This window comes from Halobellus sp. H-GB7 (assembly GCF_030848585.1).
Lineage (GTDB): Archaea > Halobacteriota > Halobacteria > Halobacteriales > Haloferacaceae > Haloquadratum > Haloquadratum inordinatus.
Genome location: NZ_JAVDDW010000011.1, coordinates 17123 through 40159 on the forward strand (window position 1 = coordinate 17123; position 23037 = coordinate 40159).

A 23037-nucleotide genomic window follows, 5' to 3' on the forward strand; every position below is an offset into this window, starting at 1 on the left:
TTCGGCGGGATCGGAGGGGCGCGAACGATGACGTCCGATGACTCTCCGACCGACCGTGCAGCAGCCGTCCGCGACGCCATTGCGTCGGAGGGCGTCGGCGAATCCGAGCTCCACGCCGACCTCGTCGATATCGATGGCGTCGGTGACATCGTCGTACGAGACGGCGTAGCCTCAGTTGAGATCTCACTCCCAGTACCGAGCGAACGACTCCGAGAGCACCTCGCTAGCGGCATCGCCGACGCAGCGGCCGGGGTCGAAGACGTCGACTCCGTCGAGGTCGGGTTCCGGGGGGAACCCGTTGACCCCGGCGAGCACATCGAAATGGTGCCGGACGTGAAGAACGTCGTCGCCGTCGCCTCCGGCAAGGGTGGCGTCGGCAAGAGCACTGTCGCGGCGAACGTCGCAATCGCGCTGGCCGACGCCGGCGCCTCCGTCGGCCTGATCGACGCCGACGTCTACGGCCCGAACGCGCCAGCATTGTTCGGCCTCAGTGAGCGGACGCCCGACACGACAACAGCTGACGAGATGGTCCCGCGAGAGGCCCACGGCGTCCGCGTGATGAGTATGGGATTCCTCGCCGACGAGGACGATCCGGTCATCTGGCGGGGACCGCTGGTCGACGAGTTCATCAAGCAACTGTTCGGCGACGTCCACTGGGGCGAACTGGACTACCTCATCGTCGATATGCCACCGGGAACCGGGGACGTGCAACTGTCGCTCGTCCAGCACTTGCCCGTGGCGGGTGCGATCATCGTAACGACGCCCCAGGAGGTTGCAGTCGACGACGCCGGTCGCGGCCTCGTCGGATTCGCCCGCTACGACGTCCCCGTGCTCGGAGTTATCGAGAATATGGCCGGCTTCGAATGCCCCGATTGCGACGAGGTCCACGACATCTTCGGGACCGGTGGCGGTGACTTCCTCGCCGAAGAGTACGGGGTGCCAGTCCTCGGCCGCATACCTCTCGACCCCGCTGTCGGGACCCTCGCACCCGACGAGGACGAGAGCGAAACAGTCACCGCACCTGGCATCGACCTGCCGCTGATCGGGCGGCTCCAGTTACCTCGCACGCGTGGGGAGCGCGAACAGACTGGGTCCCTGCCCCCGATGGCGCTGCGCGAGAACGGGGGCGAAGCCCGCGAGCGGCTCAGGGCTGCCGCCACGCGCGCCGCAGCGCGACTGAACCAGGCTGCCGTCCAGTTCGACCACTGACTGCTCCCGATCGCCTCGCCTCGTCATCGGGTTCCGACAGCAGTTGGTTTGGGAACGTCGACAGGGTGCTCGCATCACGAGGCCCGTCCACAGACACACCACCCTGCAAGTGTTCCAGTCGGTCTGTCGACGAGGCGCAGACACACCACCCTGCAAGTGTTCTAAACGGTCTGTCGATGAGGAGCTGACACACCACCCTGCAAGTGTTCTAAACGATTCGTCGACGAGGTGCAGACACACCACCCTGCAAGTGTTCTAACGGCCCATCGACGAAACACAGACACACCACCCTGCAAGTGTTCCAGACGATTCGTCGACGAGACACAGACACACCACTCGGCAAGTGTTCTAAACGGTCTGTCGACGAGACGCAGACACATTACCAGCAAGTGTTCCAGACGATCCATCGACGAGACACAGACACACCACCCTGCAAGTGTTCGGTGTGATTGATGAGGGCCGGGGGAGGTAACGGGGTCCTGGAGGAGGCTGTACGAGACTGGACGAAAATGGACAGAGAGCTTCGCGCACCTTGTGTTGGGGGCCTCTGCGTTGAATTAGGTGAAGTGCCAGATCTGCTGTTGGGTCTCGTCGTCGGGATTAGGGGCCTCGAAAGATGTTGCCTCGTCTTCTTTGTAGTGTTCCAAGATATTCCACACGTTGTTCGGAAGCGCTTCCTGATAGTCGGATTTTACGACAGCGTTGATGATGTCGACAGGGTCGTCGGTTACCTCGTAGATGAATCGCCGACCGCCACGGCGTCCCTGATTGTGATCTTCAGACCTGACGAATCCCTGCATCGAAAGCTGATCGAGGTATTCGTAGAGTTTCCGCTCGGAGCGCGGGTCGCTGCCCACAGCCTCGGCAATCGACGAGTACAGCGTGTAGATCCGCTTCGTGCGAGCCTCGTGTTCGGGTTCGATGATCGCGAGCGTCGTCGCAATGTATGCGAGTGCCTGCTGTCGAGTGAGGTCGTTGTCGAACGAGTCGAGAATCTCGTCCGTCTCGATCGTTTCGGTAGCCCGGCGAGTGTGGTCCTCAGTGACCGACGATTTTCCGTCCATCCGCGCGTATTCGCCGGCTTTTTCGAGGATCTTGAGCCCCTGGCGAACGTCACCCCGCTCTTGGGCGGTGAATGCCGCAGCGAGTGGGATCACGTCGTCGCTCAAGACGCCATCGCGGAAAGAGAGGTCGGCATAATACCCGAGAATGTCACGGAGTTCGTTGGCATCGTACGGTCCGAACTTGATCTCCCGCTCACCGAGCGTGCTTTTGACCTTGGGCTCCAGCGAGTCGACGAACTTCAGGTCGTTCGAGATACCGATGAGGCCGATACACGCCTCGTCGATCGCGGCGTTCTCACTCGCCTCTGCACGTGGGAGGTCGTAGAGGAAGTCGTTGCGGGCGTCCGGCGGTATGTTGTCGATCTCGTCGAGGATGATGAGGACGTTCCCGCCTACGTCTTCGATTTCTTCGTACAGGAACTCGAAGACAGTGTCCGTGCTATATCCACTCTTCGGGAGTTGATTGTCGGGATTCCGGAACTCGTTTACGAGTCGGCTGACGAGCCGGTAGGACGATTTGTAGTTCCGGCAGTTGACAGGGCCGAGGATGTCGAGGTCGACGTTCTGCTCGTCTGCTTTCTCGAGTAACATATCCCGGACCCACTTGGTCACCGCAGTCTTGCCCACTCCCGTTGGCCCATACACGAAGACGTTGTTCGGTTCGTGGCCGACCACGACGTCTTGGAGGGCGTTCACATAGAGGTCGATTTCTTCATCTCGGTGGAAGATCGTCTCGGGGTCGAAGCTGTCCTTCTTGAGCGGTTGCTTGGCCGCGAAAATCTCGTCCCGCCCATCGAACGGATTCTCGTCCGTCTGTACCATCTTACTCCCAGTTTTTAGCGTCTGTCGTTATAAAACCCAGCACCAGGCTGCAAGTGTTTCAAGTGTTTTGCGTCTCTCGGTTTTTTCGGACCCACACACACCACCCTGCAAGTGTTCTTAGATTTCGCGTGTGAGGGGCAGTTCCTCGTCATTCCCAACGTGGAGTGGCCTTTCCGCTAGCTAGAGTTACTGCCTACTGCTGCTACAACTGACTAGAATATCCCGTTATAATATAATATAAATCTTTTTGAAAAAGTAAATAATGGAATGGTAGCTAGAGAAAGAAAACGTAGAAGCGTCTATATCAGTATAATATGAATATAGACAACTAGTGACCATTTTATTTATATGCTACTGGTCTCTGTCCATATTATCGGGTATCTCATTGCCGACGCTCAGAACACTTGCAGGGTGGTGTGTGTGTAGGTACTAGGGATCCCGTGTGAACGATCTCGAAATATTTGATCAATCGGCTTTTCGAGGCCTGTAACTGATTGTGATAGCCTCAGCGGAGTTCAGGGAGTTGGGATTGGTACTGCCTCTAGGAGCTGTGGAACACCTCTCTGCAAGTGTTCTTTTGGAATCGAGCGAACCAACACGGTTTGAGTCCCGAGTACCCCGATCCTCCACAACTGCAGAACACTTGCAAGGTGGTGTCTGAGGGATCATTGTGGGTTGGCTCCGACACCTCTGCCGTTTCGATGCTAAAAATACCTCTCTAGCGCTAGCAAAGGAACCGTAGAAAAGCGACGGGTGTTATGTGGTGTGTCGCGAGTTGGAGCCGTACTCTGCTACCCTGAACGAGTGAGACGTAGCACACGAGCGATGTAGATCTGCTTCCAGAGGGCCCACCCGCCGACAGCGATAGTTGCCAATCCAAACAGCGTCAGACCGACCGCCCCCCAATGCATCTTCGTGAGCGCACACGACAACGTTTCGTCCGCACACGCCCCAAACAATTCCTGTCTGACGGCACCAAAATAAGTAATCCACACGCCGGCGAATCCGGCGCTGGCACCGGCTACTGCCTTCAAAACGAGTTCTGCGACAGTCGGTGGGTTGGCACGTATCGCGTGCTGGACTGTTCTCCGAGGTCCGGTTCGATGGGAAGCGATCGTCGCGATAACCAAAAATATCGCCGCAGGAACGAACAGCAGTCCGGCCGACCACATTCCGAAAACCGTGAACCCGAGTAACAAGAGTGAGGCCATCCAAGCGATCGGAGTATGATTCGTCCATACTCCGAACATTCCAAGGAGACTGAAAAGGACGGCAAGCAGCACGATCCCGCTGAAGAATACATCCCTGAACGGATGTGGACTCCAGAGCCATCCCGCAGCGACACTAGCGGCGAAGACCGATAGCGCGCCGAAGAACCGGCTGACAGGCTCAAGCTTAGCGTGGTGGAGGGCGAGAACCATATCGGAACTTCACTGCGGTCGAACTTAATTCCTCACAATAAAATAACATTCTTGCGCGATGTCGTTCAGCGCAGACGACCTCACTCGTCCACGTCGTCCCGGGCGTGAATCTTGGCCTGTTCGCGAGCACTGGGATTGACCGACTCTTTGAACGGGACCTTCGCCAGCGTCGCATAGACAGGTTCGCCGGGCTCCGCTGCGTACTCGTCCGGGAGGTGTACCTCGAACTCCAGGTCGAGATCTGCGTCGTATATCGAGTCGTCGAGCGGGACGTCGGTCGCGGCCTGTAGTTTCTCTGCTGGCACGAATCCGAGGCCGAGGTTCGCCTCGAGATCCGGATTCCACCCCGCCGACGTCAGGTAGCCACATTTGTCGCCCGTCTCTGGATCCGAGATGAGCCAGTAGTCCGAGGCCCATTCCAGAATCGGGTCGCCTGCCATTTTCAGACCAACCAGTTTGTGCGTGAACGGGAACTCGCCGTTTTCGATGGCTTCCTTTTGACGTTCCAGTTCGGCTTTGCCGACGTAGTCCGCGTCCTTATCGTCGGGGACCTGATAGCCGAGGTTGACCTGGAAAGGCGACGTCTCGTGGTCCATATCCTGCCCTAACGACAGGATTCCGGCAGCGATCCGTCGACGACCGTTTACTGGCGCCGCGGCACCACCGTGGTCTTTGACCGTTTCGAGTACCGGGTTCCACACTGCTTCGGCGTTCGTTGTTGCTTCACGGACGTATATCTCGAACCCTGCCTCTCCGGAGAAGCCCGTTTGGCTCACCAACACCGGGACGTCGTTGATAGTCGCTTCCAACAGTCCGTAGTACGGAACGTCTTCGACCGCGTCATCGATGAGAGACTCGATCACGTCGGGCGATTTCGGGCCCTGAATCTGCATCGGCGAGACGTCGATCTCGTCGACGTCAACCTCGAAGTCGTTCCCAATTGTGACCCCTTGCAACCACTGCAGTAGGTCCGAATCGGCGATGGAAAACCAGAACTCGTCGTCGTCGGGACGCAACAGGACGAAATCGTTGAGGATGCCACCGTCATCGTTGCAACAGATGGCGTACTTGCCACGCATCGGCTCGATGTCAGTCGCATCCCGCGTGATGACGTAGTTGACGAATGCCTCTGCGTCGGGCCCTTTAACACGAATCTGGCGTTCGACTGCGACGTCCCACAGCGCTACGTCGTTGACCAGCAGTTCGTACTCGGCTTCCGACCCTCCGTCTTCGGGGTCGATGAACGCCCGAGGGTGATACATATGGTTGTACACCGTCGCCTCGTGACAGCCTTCCTCGACGGAAAGATGCCAGAATGGCGACTTCCGGACTCGGTTCGAAATCACGAGATCGATGTCTGCGTCGCCTGATTGACGCAGATTTCTGGGAATGGTGCGGTCCGATTGGTCGACGCTGGGGTAGTTCGGATGGTGTTGATTTCCAGGCATTATTATCTATGTCTGTGGTCCTACGCCGTTGTTGAACAGCTGTCCCCAGAGACGCTCGAATCGACCGGCTTCGACCGGCGAGGTGGCCCTGGCGGGGAGGTAGAGTTCTAGTTCGGTCGCTCTGTCTCGGTCGTCAGCGCGGGTTCTCGCTACCATGCGACACAGTTGACGACCCGTACCCGCATTGAGTTGTATCTTAACCTTATAACATATTTAAGTAGAGGTCCGGAAGAGTCTGTGAGGCTGCGGAGTGACGAACACTGAGGCGACAGATTTCTGGCGTATTTGGATCGAAACTCGTTCACATTCCCCTATTACATCCGCGGTGAAGGTCCACTACCAGTTACAATTCGGGACTGGCAGCTGATGGTCGTATCCGCGAGATTCACCGTATCGACACCACCGTAAATCGGCAAGTAGCTCACGCGGCGTCGACTCACAGTCACCCTTCACCCGCTGGAGGGATAATACGGTGAAAGAGAGTGCCCAGGATCTGACCATATCTAGCGATACGAATTTTTCGTGGACCTAGTTAGTCTTGAGTTGGCTGTAGTACTCAACTAATCGATACACTAGTGTAATTGATATTCTTGACCAATCAGATTCCGGAGACGATCCAGATGGCTGCTCATACAGTTCTTAGTAAAAGGCGTAACACGAACGTGAATGTTTCTTGCGAGCCAGATCCCGAAGCTCTTGTTCTACTAATTTATTTTCATATTAGTTATATTTACAACTATTAGTTTCAAAAAATATCTAAATTGTTAGAACCAGAGGGTCCTGTAGCAATCAGTCGTATTTCTGAAAAAACACGTCCCTCGACTTGGACAACTGAAATCACTTGGCGGAGACTTCAGCCGAGTTCGGGCTCTCCGGCTTGACGCTCGACTGGGAGGAATTCTTAGATTGGCTATAGTGGATTCGAACCTGGATTATTCGAGTTTGATCCATCGCCTCTACCTGCAGTTGTACACCTTCTACACCAAATTTTTCTCCCTGCTCAACGAGCCGGCCAGCCCGGTTGAACAAGAGTCCTGCGAGCGTCTCGAATTCCTCCCCATCTGGTAGGCCCAAACCAAGTTGCTCATTTACCGTAGCAATATCTACATCACCGCGAACAAGCGCTGTCGTTTCGTCAAGTCGCGTGATCGGTGCATCTTCTGCTCCTTCGAGGATTTCCCCGACGATTTCTTCTGTCAGATCCTCTATCGTCACGAGTCCTTCCGTCGTCCCGAATTCGTCGATAACGACCGCCATCTGAGTTCGAGAAGTCTGCATTTCACTGAGTAGTTCGTCTACAGATTTACTCTCTGGGATATGATGGGGAGGGTCTAAGAGTTCAAGCTCGCTAAGAGGACGATCTTCGCCACTTCGGTGTGCTGCAATGAGCTTATGAATATCAGCGGTTCCGACGATATCATCTAAAGTGCCATCATAGACCGGGAGACGTCGGTGTCCACTTTCAAGACAGCGAATGATCGCGTCGTTGAGTGCGGTCTCTTTCTCGATCGCAACAATATCTAATCGTGGTGTCATCACCTCTTTCGCAATGGTGTTTCGGAATCGAAAAATGCGCTGGAACATCTCTCGTTCTTCTTCGTCGATCACACCTTCACGTTCTCCCGTCCGAATCATCTCTTGAATCTCATCACGGGTGACGTACGAGGACTCGATCGCAGCGCGACCCCCTGTCACTCGGTTAACTAACCGTGTGAGATGATCGAAGACAACGACCAACGGGTACAGCACGTACTCGGAGCGTTTGATCGGTCGAGCGACCCACAATGCCCAGGATTCTGTATTCTCGACGGCATACGATTTAGGTGCGCTTTCGCCGAAGAGTAGAACAATCGCCGTAATTCCAAACGTTGAGATGAGTACAGCAGGCCCAGGATCAAAATAGAATCCGACGATAACAGTTGAAATAGAGGACATCGCGATGTTGACGAGGTTGTTCCCGACGAGGATCGTCACGAGTAGTCGGTGCGGGTTGGATTTCAGGTCTGCAACGGTTTCCGCACCAGGGGCTCCCTGCGCAGCGAGTGCATCGATACGATGCTTCGCAAGTGAGAACAACGCAATTTCAGATGACGAAAAGACCGCCGAAAGCCCGAGTAGAATGAGGAGGGTTACAGCCCCAATAAGAGTAACCGATGTTTCCGAATATAGTCCGTCAATGATGATTGTGAGAATAGAACTCATTGGGTTTGTCTCAAGCGGATCCACGGATAGAGGCATTTGCTAACATATGCCTTTGGTTCACAATCGAATATAGGCTTTTGCATAGACCTCGCGAGCCTCAGAGAAACGTACTGAGAAACACCATGGAAAGCCCTCATCAAGATTGATCATAGAGTCGATAGGATCACGAAGAGAAGCGAGCTATCGAGAGCCGTTACAGAAGTTGAGACACACAGTGTTGCCAATGTCCAATCAGGAAGAACCTGATGAGAAGCACTCTGGTCTGTAAGATCCTAGCCTACTGGTTTGAGGCGGTTAATTTAATATCTTTACCAGCACCCTCAAGCGCTTGATATACGACACGAGCAGCCGCAATGTCCTGAATAGCCAATCCGGTGGAGTCGAAGACTGTGACACCGGATGCGGTGTCGCAATCAAGTGCATTACCGACGACAACCTCGCCGAGTTCGGCGTTGATGTCTCTCTTGTCGATTTCCTCCGTGCTCCAAGGCACGTTGATTTCGCCGGAGTGAGTGGTCTGCTCAAAGTCGTCGATGACGAGGGTAGCGTCGCGTACGACCCCCGTTTGCAATTCCTGCTTCCCTTCGGCGTCGGCTCCCATCGCGTTGATGTGCGTATGATCGCCAAGATCGTCCATCGAAACGATCGGGGATTCGACCGGGGTAACTGTCGAGAGCACGTCGCACGACGCTGCTTCTGAAACTGTGCCAGAACGTATCTCGAAGTCATCCTCGAATGCCTGGATGAACCGTTCGATTCGATCCTCGTCTAAGTCGCTGATCACTACGGTTTCGATTGGCCGAATTTCTGAAATGGCTTCGAGTTGAGAGTACGACTGGACCCCAGCACCGATAATACCAAGAGTCGAAGCCTCCGGGATGGCAAGATGGTCAGTTGCTACTGCTGCTGCAGCCCCCGTCCGTTTCATCGTTAGTTTCGTCGCGTCCATCACTGCAAGAGGGAAGCCATTCCGGGGATCGGAGTACACCAGCGTTCCCATAACGGTTGGTAAGGCAAACTGATCCGGATTGTCTGGGTGGACATTCACCCATTTAATTCCAGCCGCCTGCCAGTCATCCGTTTGGAGATACGCAGGCATCGAGCGGAAGTCACCATTATATTGGGGAAGGTCGATGTACGATTTTGGCGGCATCTGCGCCGTTCCGTTCTCGTAGGCGGCGAACGCTGCCTCAATGGTTGGGACGAGATCCGCCATCTCGAGGTGTTCTTCAACGTCACGGCTTGATACGATCGTTGTCTCCGCAAGGCTCTGTTCGGCCGGATCTTCTGTCATACTCATAGCGTGTTATTGGTGTGTGATCGGTTGTTCGCTGATCAAGATCTGGTACTCGTTGGTGTGACGGCAGACGTCACTGGCAAACACCCGCTTCCCCGGACTGTGTAGCCAGGCAGCTGCTAGCCCCAAGTCGCCAACAGTGACATCTTCTTGTTCGGTGGGAGAGCGTCCGATAGCTCTGTGCTCTGTTGGCATTCCTCGTGACACTAGACGCGGGCGTTGCTTCGAGTTGCCATCTTCAGCAGTGCATCTCGATCGGTTGTCGTGATGCCACAGTCCTCGAGCGTACGGCCATTATTCCGGAAGTCGGCGTGGTGAATGTCGTCCGCGAGTTGAATGAGGGAGTCGATCGTCGGTGTCTCCACGCCACAGGCTGAGGCCATCTCCGATAGGGGTACTAAACCGTACGGGACGTCCTCGGTGACGTAGCGGTGGTCGAGGGAGTCGGGCCCCTGAAGCGGACTGTGTATCGAACTCGTTCGGAGAGAATTCACCGTCGTTGCGTAGTACTCGCTTTCGCCGATGCCGTACCAGTCGTGGAAGAGTTCACCGACTGTCTTTACTTCCAAGCCCAGCGCCTCTCCAATCTTTGCACGTTCCTCGTCTACTCTCGACATCACCCGTCCAATCGAGTCTGTGACGTTCTGATAGAGGTAGTACTCATCCTCGGGTGACTCAATTTCACCCACGTTTAGCAATGCCCCAACAGGATGGATGACTGGATTCGCGTTTAACAGACTCGTCTCGTAGACATTTTCTGCCGCATTAATGGAAAACGGGAACACGTTGTCCATCAAATCCGCTAGTGCTGACGAATGTTCTGCCGGGAGACCTGCGACCGAAAGTTCGTGTTTGATCCCTAGAACGTGGACGCTACTGCCGCTGGTCTTCCGGACCGCATAGGCAAGCGATGGCGTCTCACCGAGGCGGAGTTCTGGGGCACCCACATCATCGAGGATCTGGCGGTACTCTAAGGCGCTCATAGTGTTCGCCGAGAGAAGGACGAACGCCTGCCCTTCGGAGAGATGAGGTCCTACGGCTTCTGCGAACGGCTCGAACGCGAAGTTCGGGACAGCCTGGAAAATGAGGTCTGCACCCTCAACCGCCTCTGCTGGATCCGAAGTGATCGTCTCCGGGTTTGCATACCCTTCGTTTGCAGAACCCGTAATATCGATTCCACCATTCTTCCGAATTGCGTCCAAGTTTGATTCGAACTTCGGAAGCTCAAACAGCGTCACCTCGTGGCCTTCAATAGTCAGATCAGCGGCTGTCGCAAGACCACCTGCACCTGCACCAAGGACTGTGATCTGTTGTCCCATATCTCGCATGTTGAGGCCCACTGCCTTATAATTTCCTAATATTATTGATGAAATAAATCTCTAGATTTGTAAATAGGCGCCAAAAGGCTTCAAAGGGGGTCTGGGTGCGTGTCTACTTGTGGTCTACATATGAGTCGAAGCGGCTGACCGAAAGCCCCTCGTAGAACGAGGTTGGATCGTTGTCAAGAAGTTGCGTGGCGATCACCTTCCCTGTCGCCGGAGCAAGTTGGATGCCCGACGTGCTGAAGGCCGCTACTGAAAAGCCATCGACGCGTGTCCAACCAACAACTGGGTTTCCATCCGGTGTCGAAGAACGAATTCCGACTCGTTCGTCGACGACATCGAATGTATCTGTGACCGGAAGCAGCGATTCGAGCACATCCAGGCCCCGCTGTCGAAGGTCTGTCGGAACAGAGTCTTCGACCGCATCAGGGTCATACTCGGTTGCGTCCGCGTGCTTGCCTGGGGGGTGATGCGTCATTAGCACGCGACCATCCGCGTTTCGGCGGATAGAGAATCCAGACTCTCTATGTGTGATCCACGGTATGGTGTATTGAATTGGCTCGGCAGGCTCCAGTTCGAGGACTGGTGCGAGCGTGTGTTTGACTGGAAGGTCAACGTTAGCCATTGCGGCGACACGGGGATTCCACGGCCCAGCAGCTGAAATAACCTCGTCCGCCGTTCGCTCTTCACCGTCGACAGACAGTCCAGAGAGGACCCCATCATCGACTGTGAGGTCAGTTACTGTAGTGTTCTCGTGAAATACGACTCCTTCGTCTCGCGCCCGTTCGATGAACTCGATCGCCATCTCTCTTGGACGGAGGTAGCCAACTTGCGGCCGAAATATACCCCCAGTGACGGTATTAGTATCGAGAAACGGGAGCACGAGGGATCGCTTGAGTTCGTGGGGCTCAGCAAAGTCTACCGGCGACGTGTCTACTCGCTTCCCGTCCGCATCTGCAAGTCGTTTATTTCGATTTTCGACGTCCTGTCGGAGTGCTTCTGCACCCTCTTCCGACGTCGCGACGTTTAGTCGCCCCGTAGTAACATATCCTGGGTCAGCACGAGGTGATGAGAGAAAGTCGTTGTACAGTTCCATCCCGTACTGTTTCATACGGTACTGCGTTTCGTCACCATAGAACCCAAAGAACGCAAGTGACTTTTTCGTCGTCTCGTTCGCCAGCGTCCCTTTCTCGTAGACGTGGACCGGGTCATTGGTTCGCCGGCCGATATGGTATGCGATACTTGCACCGACAATACCTCCCCCGATGATGTGATATCCTCCCTCAGAGGTCATCGGGTATTCTCCTCCGTACCTTTGTAAGAGTATACGTCCGCAGCGGCGCGACTGGCGGCAACGTCCTGTGTTCTAGGATCCTGAGACCACGTCGTGATCACATCTGGAGCTAGGTGTTGACTTTTGAAGCTGCGATCCTCCGGATCGATCAGCTCTGTATAGTTGTTTCTACTGCACGATGGGAATCTGTGTCGGCCCATGCTATCAGTCTACACGCAATGCGTTCTTATACTGAATTATAAATCTTTGGTACGACTAGGTATCAAATCTTGAGTTAACTCAAGTGGCGAAAATCCTGATACTCTCCGCTTTGCAGCAGTGTGTAGCCTGTAACTGCTGTAAATTGCTCCTACGGGTCCGCTGTCTGGCCTCACTCCTTCAAATTGAATATAACCTTCTTTCCTAGAGAAGGTTTTTTACTCTAGGTTATGAATCCGTGTTTATGGCTATACTAGCTGCCATTGGGGAAGAAGAGGGATCACGCCGTGTTATTAAAGTAGCCGCTGACCTTGCGACAGCGTACGACGATACGCTCGTAGTGGTCCACGTGATCCCTGAGGAGGAGATGGACGAGCACATCCGAGCAATGCGAGAATTGCCAGGATACTCTGATACAGGGATCACAGATGAAAGTGACCGTGCTGCGAACTTCGTCAGGCGAATGGTTGAGGACTCACTGAACCAAGACCAACAAGATCGAGTCACGATTGAAGGACGAGTTGGTAAACCAGAGGACCAGATCCGTTCCACCGCCGAAGAAGTTGACGCGAGGTATCTGGTGATCGGTGGTCGGAACCAATCGCCAGTTGGAAAAGCAATGTTTGGCAGTACGACCCAATCGATCTTGCTGGACTCTGACCGTCCGGTACTCACCGTTAGAACACCCGACTCTTCTTGAGAAATGCGTAAGCACGACTGACTTCCGGCCAGTAGCGTTCACTTGGACCGATAGTTTTAGCCGCCATCACGACCAGTTTCAGACGACGTAGGGCTTCAGAAGAACTTGGATTGCTTCCAGATTGTACTATTTAATACGTATGAATCCTGATACCGCAAATACAGGTCTGGACGACGCGCCACTTATTGAGACAGTGGAACTGACACGGATTGTTGAGGAAACAACTGTCGTCGATTCAGTTTCGGCAGTCGTTTCGAGGGGAGAAATAGTGGCTGTTGTTGGTCCTTCAGGAGCGGGGAAATCATCGTTTCTCCGCCTCCTCAATCGGTTAGATGAGCCAACTTCTGGGACGGTGTACGTAGACGGAGAGGATTACCGGCGATTCTCCCCACGAATACTACGACAACGTATCGGTCTCGTGCCTCAGAAACCTTCGTTGGTACCCGGAACAGTCTGGGAAAATGCTGTCCGAGGGCCAAAGCTTAGAGGCGAACCCGTCCCTGAAGAAAGAACGTACGAATTGCTAGAACGCCTGGACATCGCCGACTACGAGACGAAGAGCGTGAGCGAGCTTTCTGGCGGGGAAGCCCAACGAGTTGCACTAACAAGGACGTTAGTGAATGAACCGGATGCTCTACTGCTTGATGAACCAACCTCGAACCTCGATGCAGAAACCGAATCACACGTCGAGAAACTACTGCAGGAGATTGTCACCGACTTCGGCATAGCGTGTGTAATCGTCACTCATAGTCCCGACCAGGCAAGACGACTAGCTAATAGGGTGCTCTCGCTCAAAGGTGGTGCCGTCACGGATCGCGGAACTTCTTGTGAGGTCCTCTCACGATGACTCCAGAGGCCCTATTCGCACAATTGCTTGCTCACATCGATGCGACGGTCCTGAAAGGGCTGTTCCAAGTCGGGGCTGCTGTCGCAATTGCACTATTGGTCGTGGGAGTTTCCCGCGTCCGTGGTCTTGCGCTTGAACGGGAGTTTAGCATCGCACTCGTCCGGGGGTTCATTCAGGTTCTGGTTATGGGGTCACTCATCGGTGTCCTCCTCAGTGTACAGTACTTCTGGAGCTGGATCATTTTGATCGGGATGATCGGTGGTGCAACGTGGATCTCGAAAAATCGAGGGGACGGTCTTCCTGGAGTTACTCGTGTCTCGTTTCTGGCGATATCGTTTGGAGCAGGGATAGTGATCGTAGCGATGACGCTGATCGGTGCTATCGAATCAACTGTCAGGGATCTCGTACCCATCGGAAGTATGATTATCGCCAATGCGATGAAAATCAACTCGCTTGCGCTTGACCGAATACGCGGTGAAGTAATCTCGAACCGTGATGAGATTGAAGCGGGGCTCGCTCTTGGGGCGCCACCTTCTTCGGTTGTCACACGTCACATCCAGACCGGTGTCAGAGCAGCCCTCATTCCGACGATTGACTCTCTTAAGAGCCTCGGGTGGGTCTGGATCCCGGGTATTATGACTGGTATGATTCTTTCTGGCGAAAATCCACTCTATGCTGGCCTCTACCAGTTTGTCATTATGGCGATGATATTTGCCGCCGGCGGCCTGACAAGTATGAGCAGCAGTCTGCTAATTAGTGAACACCTGTTTACCGATGCAGAGCAACTGAAGCAGATCAAATCAGACGAGGGCAGTGCTGACGCTATCGAGTAGGGAGCGAACCTTCATACGTGCCATACTTCGATTTTCTTTCTCCTTCCCCAAAGTTCTATACAACCGGAGGAATTCTCAACGGGTGTAATGAACGAAACCGAACTCTTCGAGACCCTAATCCAGTCTGGGATCCTGACGGAGCAGGACGGAGAGGCAGTCCAGTTGTCGAGTGAATTTGAGTCAGCAGTTATGGAGTACAGCGATCAGATGAACACGGAAACCGATCTCCGGGTCGTATTAGAGGAAGTCGGAACCTCACCAGAACACGTGGATAATCTGGTCTCGATTGCAGACGATGATCCGGAATTCGTCGCCCGTTACCTCGCAGTTCGCGACCAAGCAGAGACGCTGGAATTCGTTGAGAGCGTTCGAGTTCTGATACTACTTGATCAGTTTTCCGAACCAACTCCCCCAACAGATGGATCTCCGGAGCGATTCTTTCCGATCCGAGGAGAGCGCCTTCCCGCAATGCTCGCGATCTTCCCAGTCACCGTAGTGTACGTGTGGCGCGAACAATGTCCAGACTGCGATGCGATGCGGGACACCCTCGAAGCGGTGTTTACGGACAACTATGACCAAATCACGCTGTTTTCAGTGTACGGCCCGGACTGCGCGAAGATGCTGAAAGACCGGTACGAGGTCGTCGGCGGCCCAACGACGTTGTTTGTAGTCGGGGGAGAAATTGATGCGCGGCTTCAGGGAGCACACGTTGAGGAAGTCGTCGAGGAAGAAGTTGACAAGTCGTTAACGACTGCCGAAATGCAAGATCTTCTGTGAGCTAGTTATCTGGAAGTTCAGAGAGACACGGGAAGTCTTCTTCAGACGGAGTTTCTCCCTTAGGCCAGAGCGGGCTCAGGTCTGCGTCAGGCGGATAATGGAGCCGTCCTTGACTATCCCAACCCCAGCCGTTTTCTTCGAGTAACTGCTTCGCGGCCTGGGGTTCGCCCGTGGGCTCGGTAGTGTACTTGTAGACGTCGCTATCATCATCGGGGTACGAGGGGTGCGTAGAGATGAAGTGACTACCGTGGTATTGAGGCTCACCACGCCCTGACTGAGAGACTTGGTTGATCTCTTTTCGATTGAGCGCTTTGCCCCAAGCACGACGGAACTCACGGAACTTGGTTGGCGCGACGCCGTGATGCGGATGGAAGTGATATCCCATAAACCCATCAAACACGTTTGTCTGAATGCCGTCCGTATCTTGCAGCTGATCGAAGAGCCCCGTCGGGAGCCGTGAGACGACGTCGACTTCTCCAGCTTGTAGTCCTTGAGAGGCGGCCTGTTTGCTATCGAATGCTAGGAACACCTTCCGCTGGTTTGGCGGATCGTGGGCTGCACATTCCGGGAATGGATCGAGCGTGAGTGACTGTCCCTCTCGGAAGTTTTCGACTTGGAAGGGACCACAGCCGATAATCTCGTTCAGTGTGAACCCGGACGGATTGTCATCTGCCCCAGAGTCGACGAACGACTGTTTGTGATAGATCCCCCGCTTTTGGAGCTTCTTATTGACGAACGGCCAGTATGCCTGTTCTAGGTTGAACTCAACCGTTTTGTCATCGACAACTTTGATGCCGTCTGTCCCGTTCTTGTAGGGAATAGGCGTGTGATCGGGGACGACACTACCGTTCTCGTGGTTCCACTGGAACGTGTACTGGATGTCCTCTGCGGTTACGGGATCGCCATTGTGGAACGTCGCGTCTTTGACCTCGACAATGATACGCTTGCCATCGCGTGCTGTCTCGAGGCTGGCAGCCATATTCTCCTGGAGTTCGAAGTTCTCGTCGTACTCCATTAGCGTCGACGTCACGAGGTGGTTCCACACAGAGCTCGAGTCCATCCGCGGGTATGCGGACGTCGTTATAGCGTGACCATGGATGTTGAACACCATTTGGTCTTTGTCTTCGACAGTCGAATAGATGTGGAATCGGGGGTTGTTTTTAGCGAACCCAGCTTGGCCAACCCGCTCCGTGTTCACTGCCGACCTAGCCGCGTTAAAATTGAGTGTGTTCGTCGTTGGGATATGGGCGGCATCCTCGCTCATAATTTTGATCCCTTCTCGAACCATCTCGTTGCGCTCCTCAAGCGAGGGCGCAGAGACTTGTTCGTGCGCGAGCTGTGAGAACTCACAGGAAGGGTAGTGGGAGGAATTGAGCAGCCCATCTCCACCCGCCCGAGTGACCATATTGCGGACCATAATCGGATTGGGGTCAAGTCGGCCGCCAGTGTTACCCATATACCAGTACGCAATTGGGAAGCTTCGAACGTCGTTGTTCCACTCGGAGATGACCGTGGCAATGTCTTTTGGCTCGAGTTCGACTTGGACTCCCAGTGCGCTTTCCACGTTGGACTTGGCAACAGCGAGTTGCTCCTCACAGGTCGAGGCACGGCCGACGTCCGACCAGTACGGGCAGGCCATCGATGGAACTCGCTCTCCAAGGTTCTTATCGCTGCTATCACCCGTTCCATTGCTCGATTCTCCACTTGAGCTGTTACAACCGGCAACAGCCGTTGCCCCAGCGAGGGCCCCCATCGTCTTCACAAAGTTTCGTCTATCCATGGTATGCTTGCCCATTTCTATGTTCCTCCGTGACATACCAAATAGAACCTGATAAATAAATCCTTTGTTTTAATGAACATCTCCCACTATTTGGAGAGAGTATGAAGAACACTTTTCGAGCGCTCCCATACCGAAACCGTAGAGGAGAGTTAAAACGGCCTCAGGCGTCGTCTGTCACGCTGACGCGTGGATCAATGATCCCATACAGGATGTCAACGGCGTAATTTCCGAGCACCACGCTTACAGCGGCAGCAAAGAAGACAAATTGGACGACTGGATAGTCCCGACCTAGAATCGACTGCACCAGCAGATTACCGATCCCTGGCCAATTAAAGACCACTTCGATCAAGACGAGCCCACTAACCGCTTGCAGCATCGACGTGGGCAAGAGTGTAATGACTGGGAGGCTCGCGTGTTTTGTGACGTGCTTGAGCCGTTTTCCAGAAGGAAGGCCCGTGATCCGGTGGTAGTAGGTGAAGTCTTGGCCCATAACTTCCGTCACACTCGTCCGCATCACTAGTAGCGGCGAATAGACGTACCGGAGGATCACCGCCGTGAACGGTAAGATGTAGTGATGGAGGAACGTCTCAGTAAAGTACGGACGCCACCACGGCCACTCCGGATGCAGTGCCAGAAACCCAGGAGAGAACATACCCGAAGTCGGGAAGAGGTTGAAGTACATCGCGAAAATCACCACGAGGATGATGCTCAGGAAGAACGAGGGGAGCGTTCCCATAACGAAGAATGGGATGATCCCGTAACTCTCCAGCTTGGTTCCCCGCTTGGAACCAAGGACTGCACCTACGATGGATCCAATGATGTAGAACGCAATCGTTGCCGGCCCAACCAAGATGAATGTGTTAAATATCTTCATCCGGACCAGTTGCCAGACCGGAACGCCGCTGGTCAGTGAATTGCCCAGATTGAATGTGATCAGGCTTTTCACATACTGCAGATACTGGATGTGAATCGGCTCATCAAGCCCCCAACGCGCCCGTGCCGCGGCGACTGCTTCTGGACTCGCTCCCGAGTTCAACATAAGCGTTCCCGGGTCGCCGGGCATCGCTCTGAACAGGAGGAATAAGAAAGTCAGTATTCCCCACAGCAAAAGGACGGTCTGGAGAGTTCGGTTGATGAAGTAACGCACTGTCGCCATCAGTCGTCACCTCCCTGTTTCGTGGTCTGCTGATGACCATTCATTATCTTAGCGCCAGCCTGTGCTTGTTGTTCGTGTTCGTAATGAAGGTGGCAGGCCACCTCACGTCTGTCTTCAACTTCAGTGTCCATTGGTGTCTTTTCACAGATGTCCATTCGATCTGGGCATCGGTCACGGAACCGGCACCCACCTCCGAGACCAACGGGGTCCGCAACTGCTCCCTCGATGGACGTGCGGTCACGCTCGTGATGCGGGTCCGGAATCGGGATCGCTGAAACAAGCGCTTGTGTGTACGGGTGCTTGGGATCGTCCAACAACGCCTGGGTGGGAGCTGATTCGACGATTCGGCCGAGGTACATCACCTTGATTTGGTCGCAAACGTACCCAACCGTCGAAAGGTCATGTGAGATATAGACCATACTCACACCAAGTTCAGTCGTCAGATCCGAGAGCAAATTGAGCACAGACGCTTGCGTGGACACGTCCAACATAGACACGGGCTCGTCGGCTAGAATCACGTCGGGTTCCGTCACGAGTGCTCGAGCGATAGAGACCCGTTGTTTCTCTCCGCCACTCAATTGCTGTGGGAGCCGGTCGAGGTAATTCCGAGCGGGATTCAACTCCACTTGTTCAAGGACGTCCAGGATTCGCTCTTCAGTCGCTTCCATACCGTGGATTTTGAGCGGTTCCTTCAGCGTCTCCCGGACGGACATCTTCGGATCAATCGAATTAAACGGGTCTTGGAAGATGAGTTGCACGTTCCGCCGGAACTGTTTCCAGTCTGCTCGGCTGAATGATGAGAGCGGTTTCCCATTATACCGAATCTCACCACCTGTTGGGTCGTGTAGCCCCATCAGCGTTTTGAGCAGTGTCGTTTTACCACACCCACTCTCACCGATAACACCGACGACCTCGTTTTCCTCAAGAGTGAACGAGACTCCGTCGACGGCTTTTACGTAGTCGTCGCTGCCGAATAGCGAATCGAGGAATCCACTACTCCGACTAAAGTACTTCTCCATTCCATCCAACTCCATTAGTGGGTCGTTCACGCTTGATCACCTCTTATTGCCGCGAGACTCTCATCGGGGTCTTGCTGCTCAAATATCTCTTTTGACCGGAAACAGGATGCACGATGATTTTCTGCTGATCGGTCGCTAACTTCAAGCTCGGGGGCAGCATCACGACATCCCTCTTCGGCCCAGGGGCATCGATTTGCGAACGTGCAGTAGTCTACATCGCCAAACTGCTGTGGGGGTGTACCTTCGATCGTTTCGAGTTCTCTGTCAGGGTAGCGAATGTCCGGGAAGGCCCGCTGGAGTAAGTACGAGTACGGGTGCTTCGGATTGTCGTACACGTCAGTGATCCGTCCAGTCTCGGCGATTTGGCCGCCGTGCATTACAGCCAGTTCGTCGCACGTCTCGAAAACCAGGCTGATATCGTGCGTGATCAGGATCATACTGGTGTCCGTCGCCCCACGGATCTCGTCCAGATATTTGAAGATCTGATCCTGCATTATCACGTCTAACGCCGTCGTAGGTTCATCAGCAATGATGATTGACGGCTTCAGGAATAGCGCCAGAGCGATTATTGCACGCTGTTGCATTCCCCCGGAGAACTCGTGGGGGTAATCCCGAATGCGGTTTTCGGGTAGTCCGACAACCTCGAACATTTCTTTGAACTGCGTAAGCGCTTCTTCGTCAGTGAGGTCTGTGTGGACGTTCGCGATCTCGATCGCCTGTTCGCTGAGGCGCTGTAACGGATCCAGGCTATTCATCGACGCCTGTGGAATATATGCAATCTCTTTCCAGCGGATCTCCTCATTAAGTTGGGCGTCACTGAGGTCCTGAATCTCTTCGCCTCGGTACTTTAGTTTCCCAGAGGCAATCTTACCGTTATCATCCAAGCCGCCAATGATCGACTTGGCGAGAGTACTCTTACCGCATCCAGATTCCCCAACGAGACCGAAGTACTCTCCCTCGCCGACTGTGAAGTCAGCATTTGAGACCGCTGTAAGCGGCCCTTGTCGGGTCTCGTACTCGATAGTCAGATTCTCTACTTCAAGTAGCGGTTCGCTTGACATTAGGGACCAGCTCCTGTGACGGATCGCTCATCATCATCACTATCCTCCAACTGCCGACCGATCATAAATGCGGACATCACAGTTAGTGAGATCAGAATTCCTGGCGGGAGTGACCACCACGGTGCCGAAACCATCGTCCCCGACTGGTATGCATTCCGGATCATAACGCCCCAAGATGGGATAAACGGACTCGAAACTCCAATGAACGCCAGCCCAGCGTTAACCAATATCGCGTACCCGACACCCAACGAGAAAAACAGCGCTGCCATTGGAGCGATATTTGGAAGGATATGCTTCAGAATGATTCGGATTCGGCTAGAACCTGTTGCCTTCGCGGCCAGAATAAACGGCCGCTCTTTGATTTGGATCACCTGAGACCGCAACACGCGGGCGTTTCCACGCCAGAGGATGAGTCCGATGACAATAATAGACGCAAAGAATCCAACCTCCAGAAAACTAACCAGAACAATCGCAAACGGGATTGTCGGCACAGAGTACGCGAAGTCGGTAATTCGCATAAGTACTGATTCCACCCACCCGCCGACATATCCGGCCACCACCCCAACCGTCATCCCGATACCGATGATAATCGCTCCACCAACAAACCCCGTGACAACCGTTGGCTGGACACCATAAATGAGCCGCGAGAGGACGTCGCGGCCACTTGCGGTGGTCCCGAGTGGGTGAGCGATCGACGGTGGCTGCGAGCGCAGGAGACCCCCTTCGGTCGCGTAAAAGACGCGATCGTAACTGTACGGTGTGATCTCCTGGCCAACTATTGCGAGAACCAAGAGCGCCGAGAGGTAGAGGAATGCGAACCTCGATGTCGGATTCCTCCAGATAACCTTGAAACCACGACGCAGGTTTCGGATGAGGTATTGATTACGACCGATCTCTTTTCCGAGGACATTCATTGGTATAGTATTCCATCACATTGTGATCCATAGCGATTTATAATACTTACGGTAATGGAAGTTCATTAACGTGCGACACGATACATTCCACGCGATACAGGGATTTAATCGGAGTCTCGGCGAGAAGGAGCAAAGTGCTGTTTCTATAGGAGTAGTCGAAAACTGGGTGTAGAACTCCAGCCCGTGGCGTTTCGCCTTGTACTTTCGTCATTTAGAACCAAATGAGGGAGGATCGGGAAGGGGCACTGGCACGAGTGTCTGACGGGTGTGATTCTACTCTCCAAGCCCACAGCAACAACATAGACTGTGTTATAAAGGTCTACAGAAGATTCTCCCAAATCAGCTCGCAAAGTGTTTGATATATTCATACAAATTTATGGGTTTTTAGCTCATTGACAGCGAGTATGAACGGGAACCGACGAACGATACAGTCCGTCGAGAACGCACGAGAGATAATGAGTGTTCTCGAGCAGAAAGGAGGAGCCTCAATCGCAGACGTATGCAAGGAGGTGGACTTGACGAGAGGAACAGTTCATACGTACTTGACGACTCTTGTGCAGGAGGATTTCATTCGGAAGTCCGATGACAACATTTACGATCTCAACTTGAAAATTCTCGAGATAGCGTCTTCGATCCGCGAACGCCAGCCGATTTACAAGTACGGAAGGTCAGAAGCTGATGAGTTATCGATGGAGACGGGCGATGTGACGCACCTTGCCATCGAATCTGACGGTGTCGTCTATATCTTGTATACTTCCCGAGGGTCGTTCAAAAGAGAAACCCCCAGCAATAGGAGTCTCCCAATGCATGCCTCGGCAACCGGGAAAGCCCTGCTCGCAAAAATGTCTGATGAGCGTGTCAACAGAATAATCGATAACCACGGACTCGAACCTCGTACCCCCTACACAATAACAGACCGTGATGGCCTCTTTGAGGAACTAGAGACAATCCGAGAGCAGGGGTACGCTAATAACGATCAAGAAGGAATTCTGGGAGCACAAACATATGCGACTGACGTACAACTTGCCGACGGAGATTTGGCTGGATCGGTTGCTATCAGCGGGACTACCGGGCGATTCGAGACGAAAGATACCGAGGAGTTGATCCAGGCACTGGTTGAAACTGCCAACCAGATCGAGATCAACATTCAGCGAGCACGGTCTTGACGGTGACTGTTGTCGTATACAGCAAGAAGTTTATTTTTAATATAGCGGGTCGATTTCGAGTCCAGACCAAATCTGTTTGAGCTTAGTTCTCACCTCGATATCCAGCATTGATATGTTCAAACAAAGATGTACAATTGAGCTGATTGAATCAGATACGAATACTTGCGATCAGTTTCAACAGTATCTAGCTAAATGTATCTGGCGTGGTCAGCAAACCCATCAATTCGGCGCTCTGACTCTTTGAAAGCCCGCTCAACGGAGTTCCGGTTTCTGTGGATGACGTGGTCGAGCCGAAGCGAATGATCGTAGGAGAGCACCTAAAACCACAGTGGGCAATCAACTAAAAAGAGCGTATGGTCAACGAGATGTTTCTCATAGAGTTCGGCTAGGAACATCTTGCTCACCGGTTGAGTTTTGATCGGAAACAGCCACACGTGCAGCAGGTAGTACGTGCCGGGATTAACTGCGAAAAACAGTCGATAACTCACAAATGCAACTGGATTCCTG

General features: G+C 53.8%; 18 protein-coding genes. 6 read left to right on the forward strand and 12 right to left on the reverse strand.

Annotation, left to right across the window (positions count from 1 at the left end; translation table 11 throughout):
- Positions 1–27: 27 nt before the first annotated feature.
- Complete coding sequence (locus RBH22_RS14950; protein ID WP_306678037.1) at positions 28–1209, forward strand: Mrp/NBP35 family ATP-binding protein; 1182 nt, start codon at positions 28–30, stop codon at positions 1207–1209.
- 557 nt (positions 1210–1766) lie between these two features.
- On the opposite strand, the gene RBH22_RS14955 is transcribed toward RBH22_RS14950, so the two are convergent.
- The 7 genes from RBH22_RS14955 to RBH22_RS14985 form a co-directional block, all read right to left on the reverse strand.
- Positions 1767–3095 carry an orc1/cdc6 family replication initiation protein gene (locus tag RBH22_RS14955; RefSeq protein WP_306678038.1) on the reverse strand — a complete coding sequence of 443 codons (1329 nt, stop codon included), beginning with the start codon at positions 3093–3095 and terminating at the stop codon, positions 1767–1769.
- Positions 3096–3886: 791 nt separating this feature from the next.
- Entirely contained in the window at positions 3887–4516 is a 630-nt protein-coding gene (locus tag RBH22_RS14960) for a hypothetical protein (RefSeq protein ID WP_121570480.1), read from the reverse strand.
- An 80-nt stretch (positions 4517–4596) separates the two neighbouring features.
- On the reverse strand, positions 4597–5964 hold the full coding sequence (locus RBH22_RS14965; protein ID WP_306678039.1) for a glycine cleavage T C-terminal barrel domain-containing protein: 1368 nt from the start codon (positions 5962–5964) through the stop codon (positions 4597–4599).
- A gap of 837 nt (positions 5965–6801) precedes the next feature.
- The gene (locus RBH22_RS14970; RefSeq protein WP_306678040.1) at positions 6802–8166 is read right to left on the reverse strand and encodes a hemolysin family protein; all 1365 of its coding nucleotides are present in this window, start codon (positions 8164–8166) and stop codon (positions 6802–6804) included.
- Positions 8167–8443: 277 nt separating this feature from the next.
- Entirely contained in the window at positions 8444–9460 is a 1017-nt protein-coding gene (locus RBH22_RS14975) for an ornithine cyclodeaminase family protein (protein WP_306678041.1), read from the reverse strand.
- 209 nt (positions 9461–9669) lie between these two features.
- Positions 9670–10782: an NAD/NADP-dependent octopine/nopaline dehydrogenase family protein gene (locus RBH22_RS14980; protein WP_306678042.1), complete on the reverse strand. Its 1113-nt coding sequence runs from the start codon at positions 10780–10782 to the stop codon at positions 9670–9672.
- Between the two features lie 112 nt (positions 10783–10894).
- Positions 10895–12079 (reverse strand): FAD-dependent oxidoreductase, encoded by a 1185-nt coding sequence (locus RBH22_RS14985; RefSeq protein ID WP_306678043.1) that lies wholly within the window; start codon positions 12077–12079, stop codon positions 10895–10897.
- Between the two features lie 442 nt (positions 12080–12521).
- Here RBH22_RS14985 and RBH22_RS14990 point away from each other — a divergent pair, with 442 nt between their 5' ends.
- The 4 genes from RBH22_RS14990 to RBH22_RS15005 all read left to right on the forward strand — a co-directional run bounded on the left by RBH22_RS14990 (position 12522) and on the right by RBH22_RS15005 (position 15434).
- Complete coding sequence (locus RBH22_RS14990; RefSeq protein ID WP_306678044.1) at positions 12522–12977, forward strand: universal stress protein; 456 nt, start codon at positions 12522–12524, stop codon at positions 12975–12977.
- 139 nt (positions 12978–13116) lie between these two features.
- Positions 13117–13824: an ATP-binding cassette domain-containing protein gene (locus RBH22_RS14995; protein ID WP_306678045.1), complete on the forward strand. Its 708-nt coding sequence runs from the start codon at positions 13117–13119 to the stop codon at positions 13822–13824.
- Positions 13821–14657 (forward strand): ABC transporter permease, encoded by an 837-nt coding sequence (locus RBH22_RS15000; RefSeq protein WP_306678046.1) that lies wholly within the window; start codon positions 13821–13823, stop codon positions 14655–14657. Before RBH22_RS14995 ends, RBH22_RS15000 begins: the two co-directional genes overlap by 4 nt.
- A gap of 87 nt (positions 14658–14744) precedes the next feature.
- Entirely contained in the window at positions 14745–15434 is a 690-nt protein-coding gene (locus tag RBH22_RS15005) for a thioredoxin family protein (protein ID WP_306678047.1), read from the forward strand.
- A gap of 1 nt (position 15435) precedes the next feature.
- Here RBH22_RS15005 and RBH22_RS15010 read toward each other — a convergent pair whose 3' ends face one another.
- From RBH22_RS15010 to RBH22_RS15030, 5 genes are all read right to left on the reverse strand, one after another.
- Positions 15436–17229 (reverse strand): ABC transporter substrate-binding protein, encoded by a 1794-nt coding sequence (locus tag RBH22_RS15010; protein WP_306678048.1) that lies wholly within the window; start codon positions 17227–17229, stop codon positions 15436–15438.
- A gap of 145 nt (positions 17230–17374) precedes the next feature.
- Positions 17375–18370 (reverse strand): ABC transporter permease, encoded by a 996-nt coding sequence (locus RBH22_RS15015; protein WP_306678049.1) that lies wholly within the window; start codon positions 18368–18370, stop codon positions 17375–17377.
- The gene (locus RBH22_RS15020; protein WP_306678050.1) at positions 18370–19419 is read right to left on the reverse strand and encodes an ABC transporter ATP-binding protein; all 1050 of its coding nucleotides are present in this window, start codon (positions 19417–19419) and stop codon (positions 18370–18372) included. The genes RBH22_RS15015 and RBH22_RS15020 overlap by 1 nt, the downstream gene beginning before the upstream one ends.
- Positions 19416–20450, reverse strand: a complete 1035-nt coding sequence (locus RBH22_RS15025; protein WP_306678051.1) for an ABC transporter ATP-binding protein — start codon at positions 20448–20450, stop codon at positions 19416–19418. The genes RBH22_RS15020 and RBH22_RS15025 overlap by 4 nt, the downstream gene beginning before the upstream one ends.
- Entirely contained in the window at positions 20450–21364 is a 915-nt protein-coding gene (locus RBH22_RS15030; protein WP_306678052.1) for an ABC transporter permease, read from the reverse strand. The genes RBH22_RS15025 and RBH22_RS15030 overlap by 1 nt, the downstream gene beginning before the upstream one ends.
- 404 nt (positions 21365–21768) lie before the next feature.
- On the opposite strand from RBH22_RS15030, the gene RBH22_RS15035 reads away from it, so the two are divergent.
- Positions 21769–22530: an IclR family transcriptional regulator gene (locus RBH22_RS15035; RefSeq protein ID WP_306678053.1), complete on the forward strand. Its 762-nt coding sequence runs from the start codon at positions 21769–21771 to the stop codon at positions 22528–22530.
- Positions 22531–23037: the final 507 nt, after the last annotated feature.

Bases quoted from the DNA above. Each gene is read 5' to 3' on its own strand.
- RBH22_RS15030 (WP_306678052.1), bottom strand. From the start codon at position 21,364: ATGAATGTCCTCGGAAAAGAGATCGGTCGTAATCAATACCTCATCCGA.
- RBH22_RS15005 (WP_306678047.1), top strand. From the start codon at position 14,745: ATGAACGAAACCGAACTCTTCGAGACCCTAATCCAGTCTGGGATCCTG.
- RBH22_RS14955 (WP_306678038.1), bottom strand. From the start codon at position 3,095: ATGGTACAGACGGACGAGAATCCGTTCGATGGGCGGGACGAGATTTTC.
- RBH22_RS14990 (WP_306678044.1), top strand. From the start codon at position 12,522: ATGGCTATACTAGCTGCCATTGGGGAAGAAGAGGGATCACGCCGTGTT.
- RBH22_RS14960 (WP_121570480.1), bottom strand. From the start codon at position 4,516: ATGGTTCTCGCCCTCCACCACGCTAAGCTTGAGCCTGTCAGCCGGTTC.
- RBH22_RS15000 (WP_306678046.1), top strand. From the start codon at position 13,821: ATGACTCCAGAGGCCCTATTCGCACAATTGCTTGCTCACATCGATGCG.
- RBH22_RS14975 (WP_306678041.1), bottom strand. From the start codon at position 9,460: ATGACAGAAGATCCGGCCGAACAGAGCCTTGCGGAGACAACGATCGTA.
- RBH22_RS14985 (WP_306678043.1), bottom strand. From the start codon at position 12,079: ATGACCTCTGAGGGAGGATATCACATCATCGGGGGAGGTATTGTCGGT.
- RBH22_RS14950 (WP_306678037.1), top strand. From the start codon at position 28: ATGACGTCCGATGACTCTCCGACCGACCGTGCAGCAGCCGTCCGCGAC.
- RBH22_RS14965 (WP_306678039.1), bottom strand. From the start codon at position 5,964: ATGCCTGGAAATCAACACCATCCGAACTACCCCAGCGTCGACCAATCG.
- RBH22_RS15015 (WP_306678049.1), bottom strand. From the start codon at position 18,370: ATGGCGACAGTGCGTTACTTCATCAACCGAACTCTCCAGACCGTCCTT.
- RBH22_RS14995 (WP_306678045.1), top strand. From the start codon at position 13,117: ATGAATCCTGATACCGCAAATACAGGTCTGGACGACGCGCCACTTATT.
- RBH22_RS15035 (WP_306678053.1), top strand. From the start codon at position 21,769: ATGAACGGGAACCGACGAACGATACAGTCCGTCGAGAACGCACGAGAG.
- RBH22_RS15025 (WP_306678051.1), bottom strand. From the start codon at position 20,450: ATGTCAAGCGAACCGCTACTTGAAGTAGAGAATCTGACTATCGAGTAC.
- RBH22_RS14980 (WP_306678042.1), bottom strand. From the start codon at position 10,782: ATGGGACAACAGATCACAGTCCTTGGTGCAGGTGCAGGTGGTCTTGCG.
- RBH22_RS15010 (WP_306678048.1), bottom strand. From the start codon at position 17,229: ATGGGCAAGCATACCATGGATAGACGAAACTTTGTGAAGACGATGGGG.
- RBH22_RS14970 (WP_306678040.1), bottom strand. From the start codon at position 8,166: ATGAGTTCTATTCTCACAATCATCATTGACGGACTATATTCGGAAACA.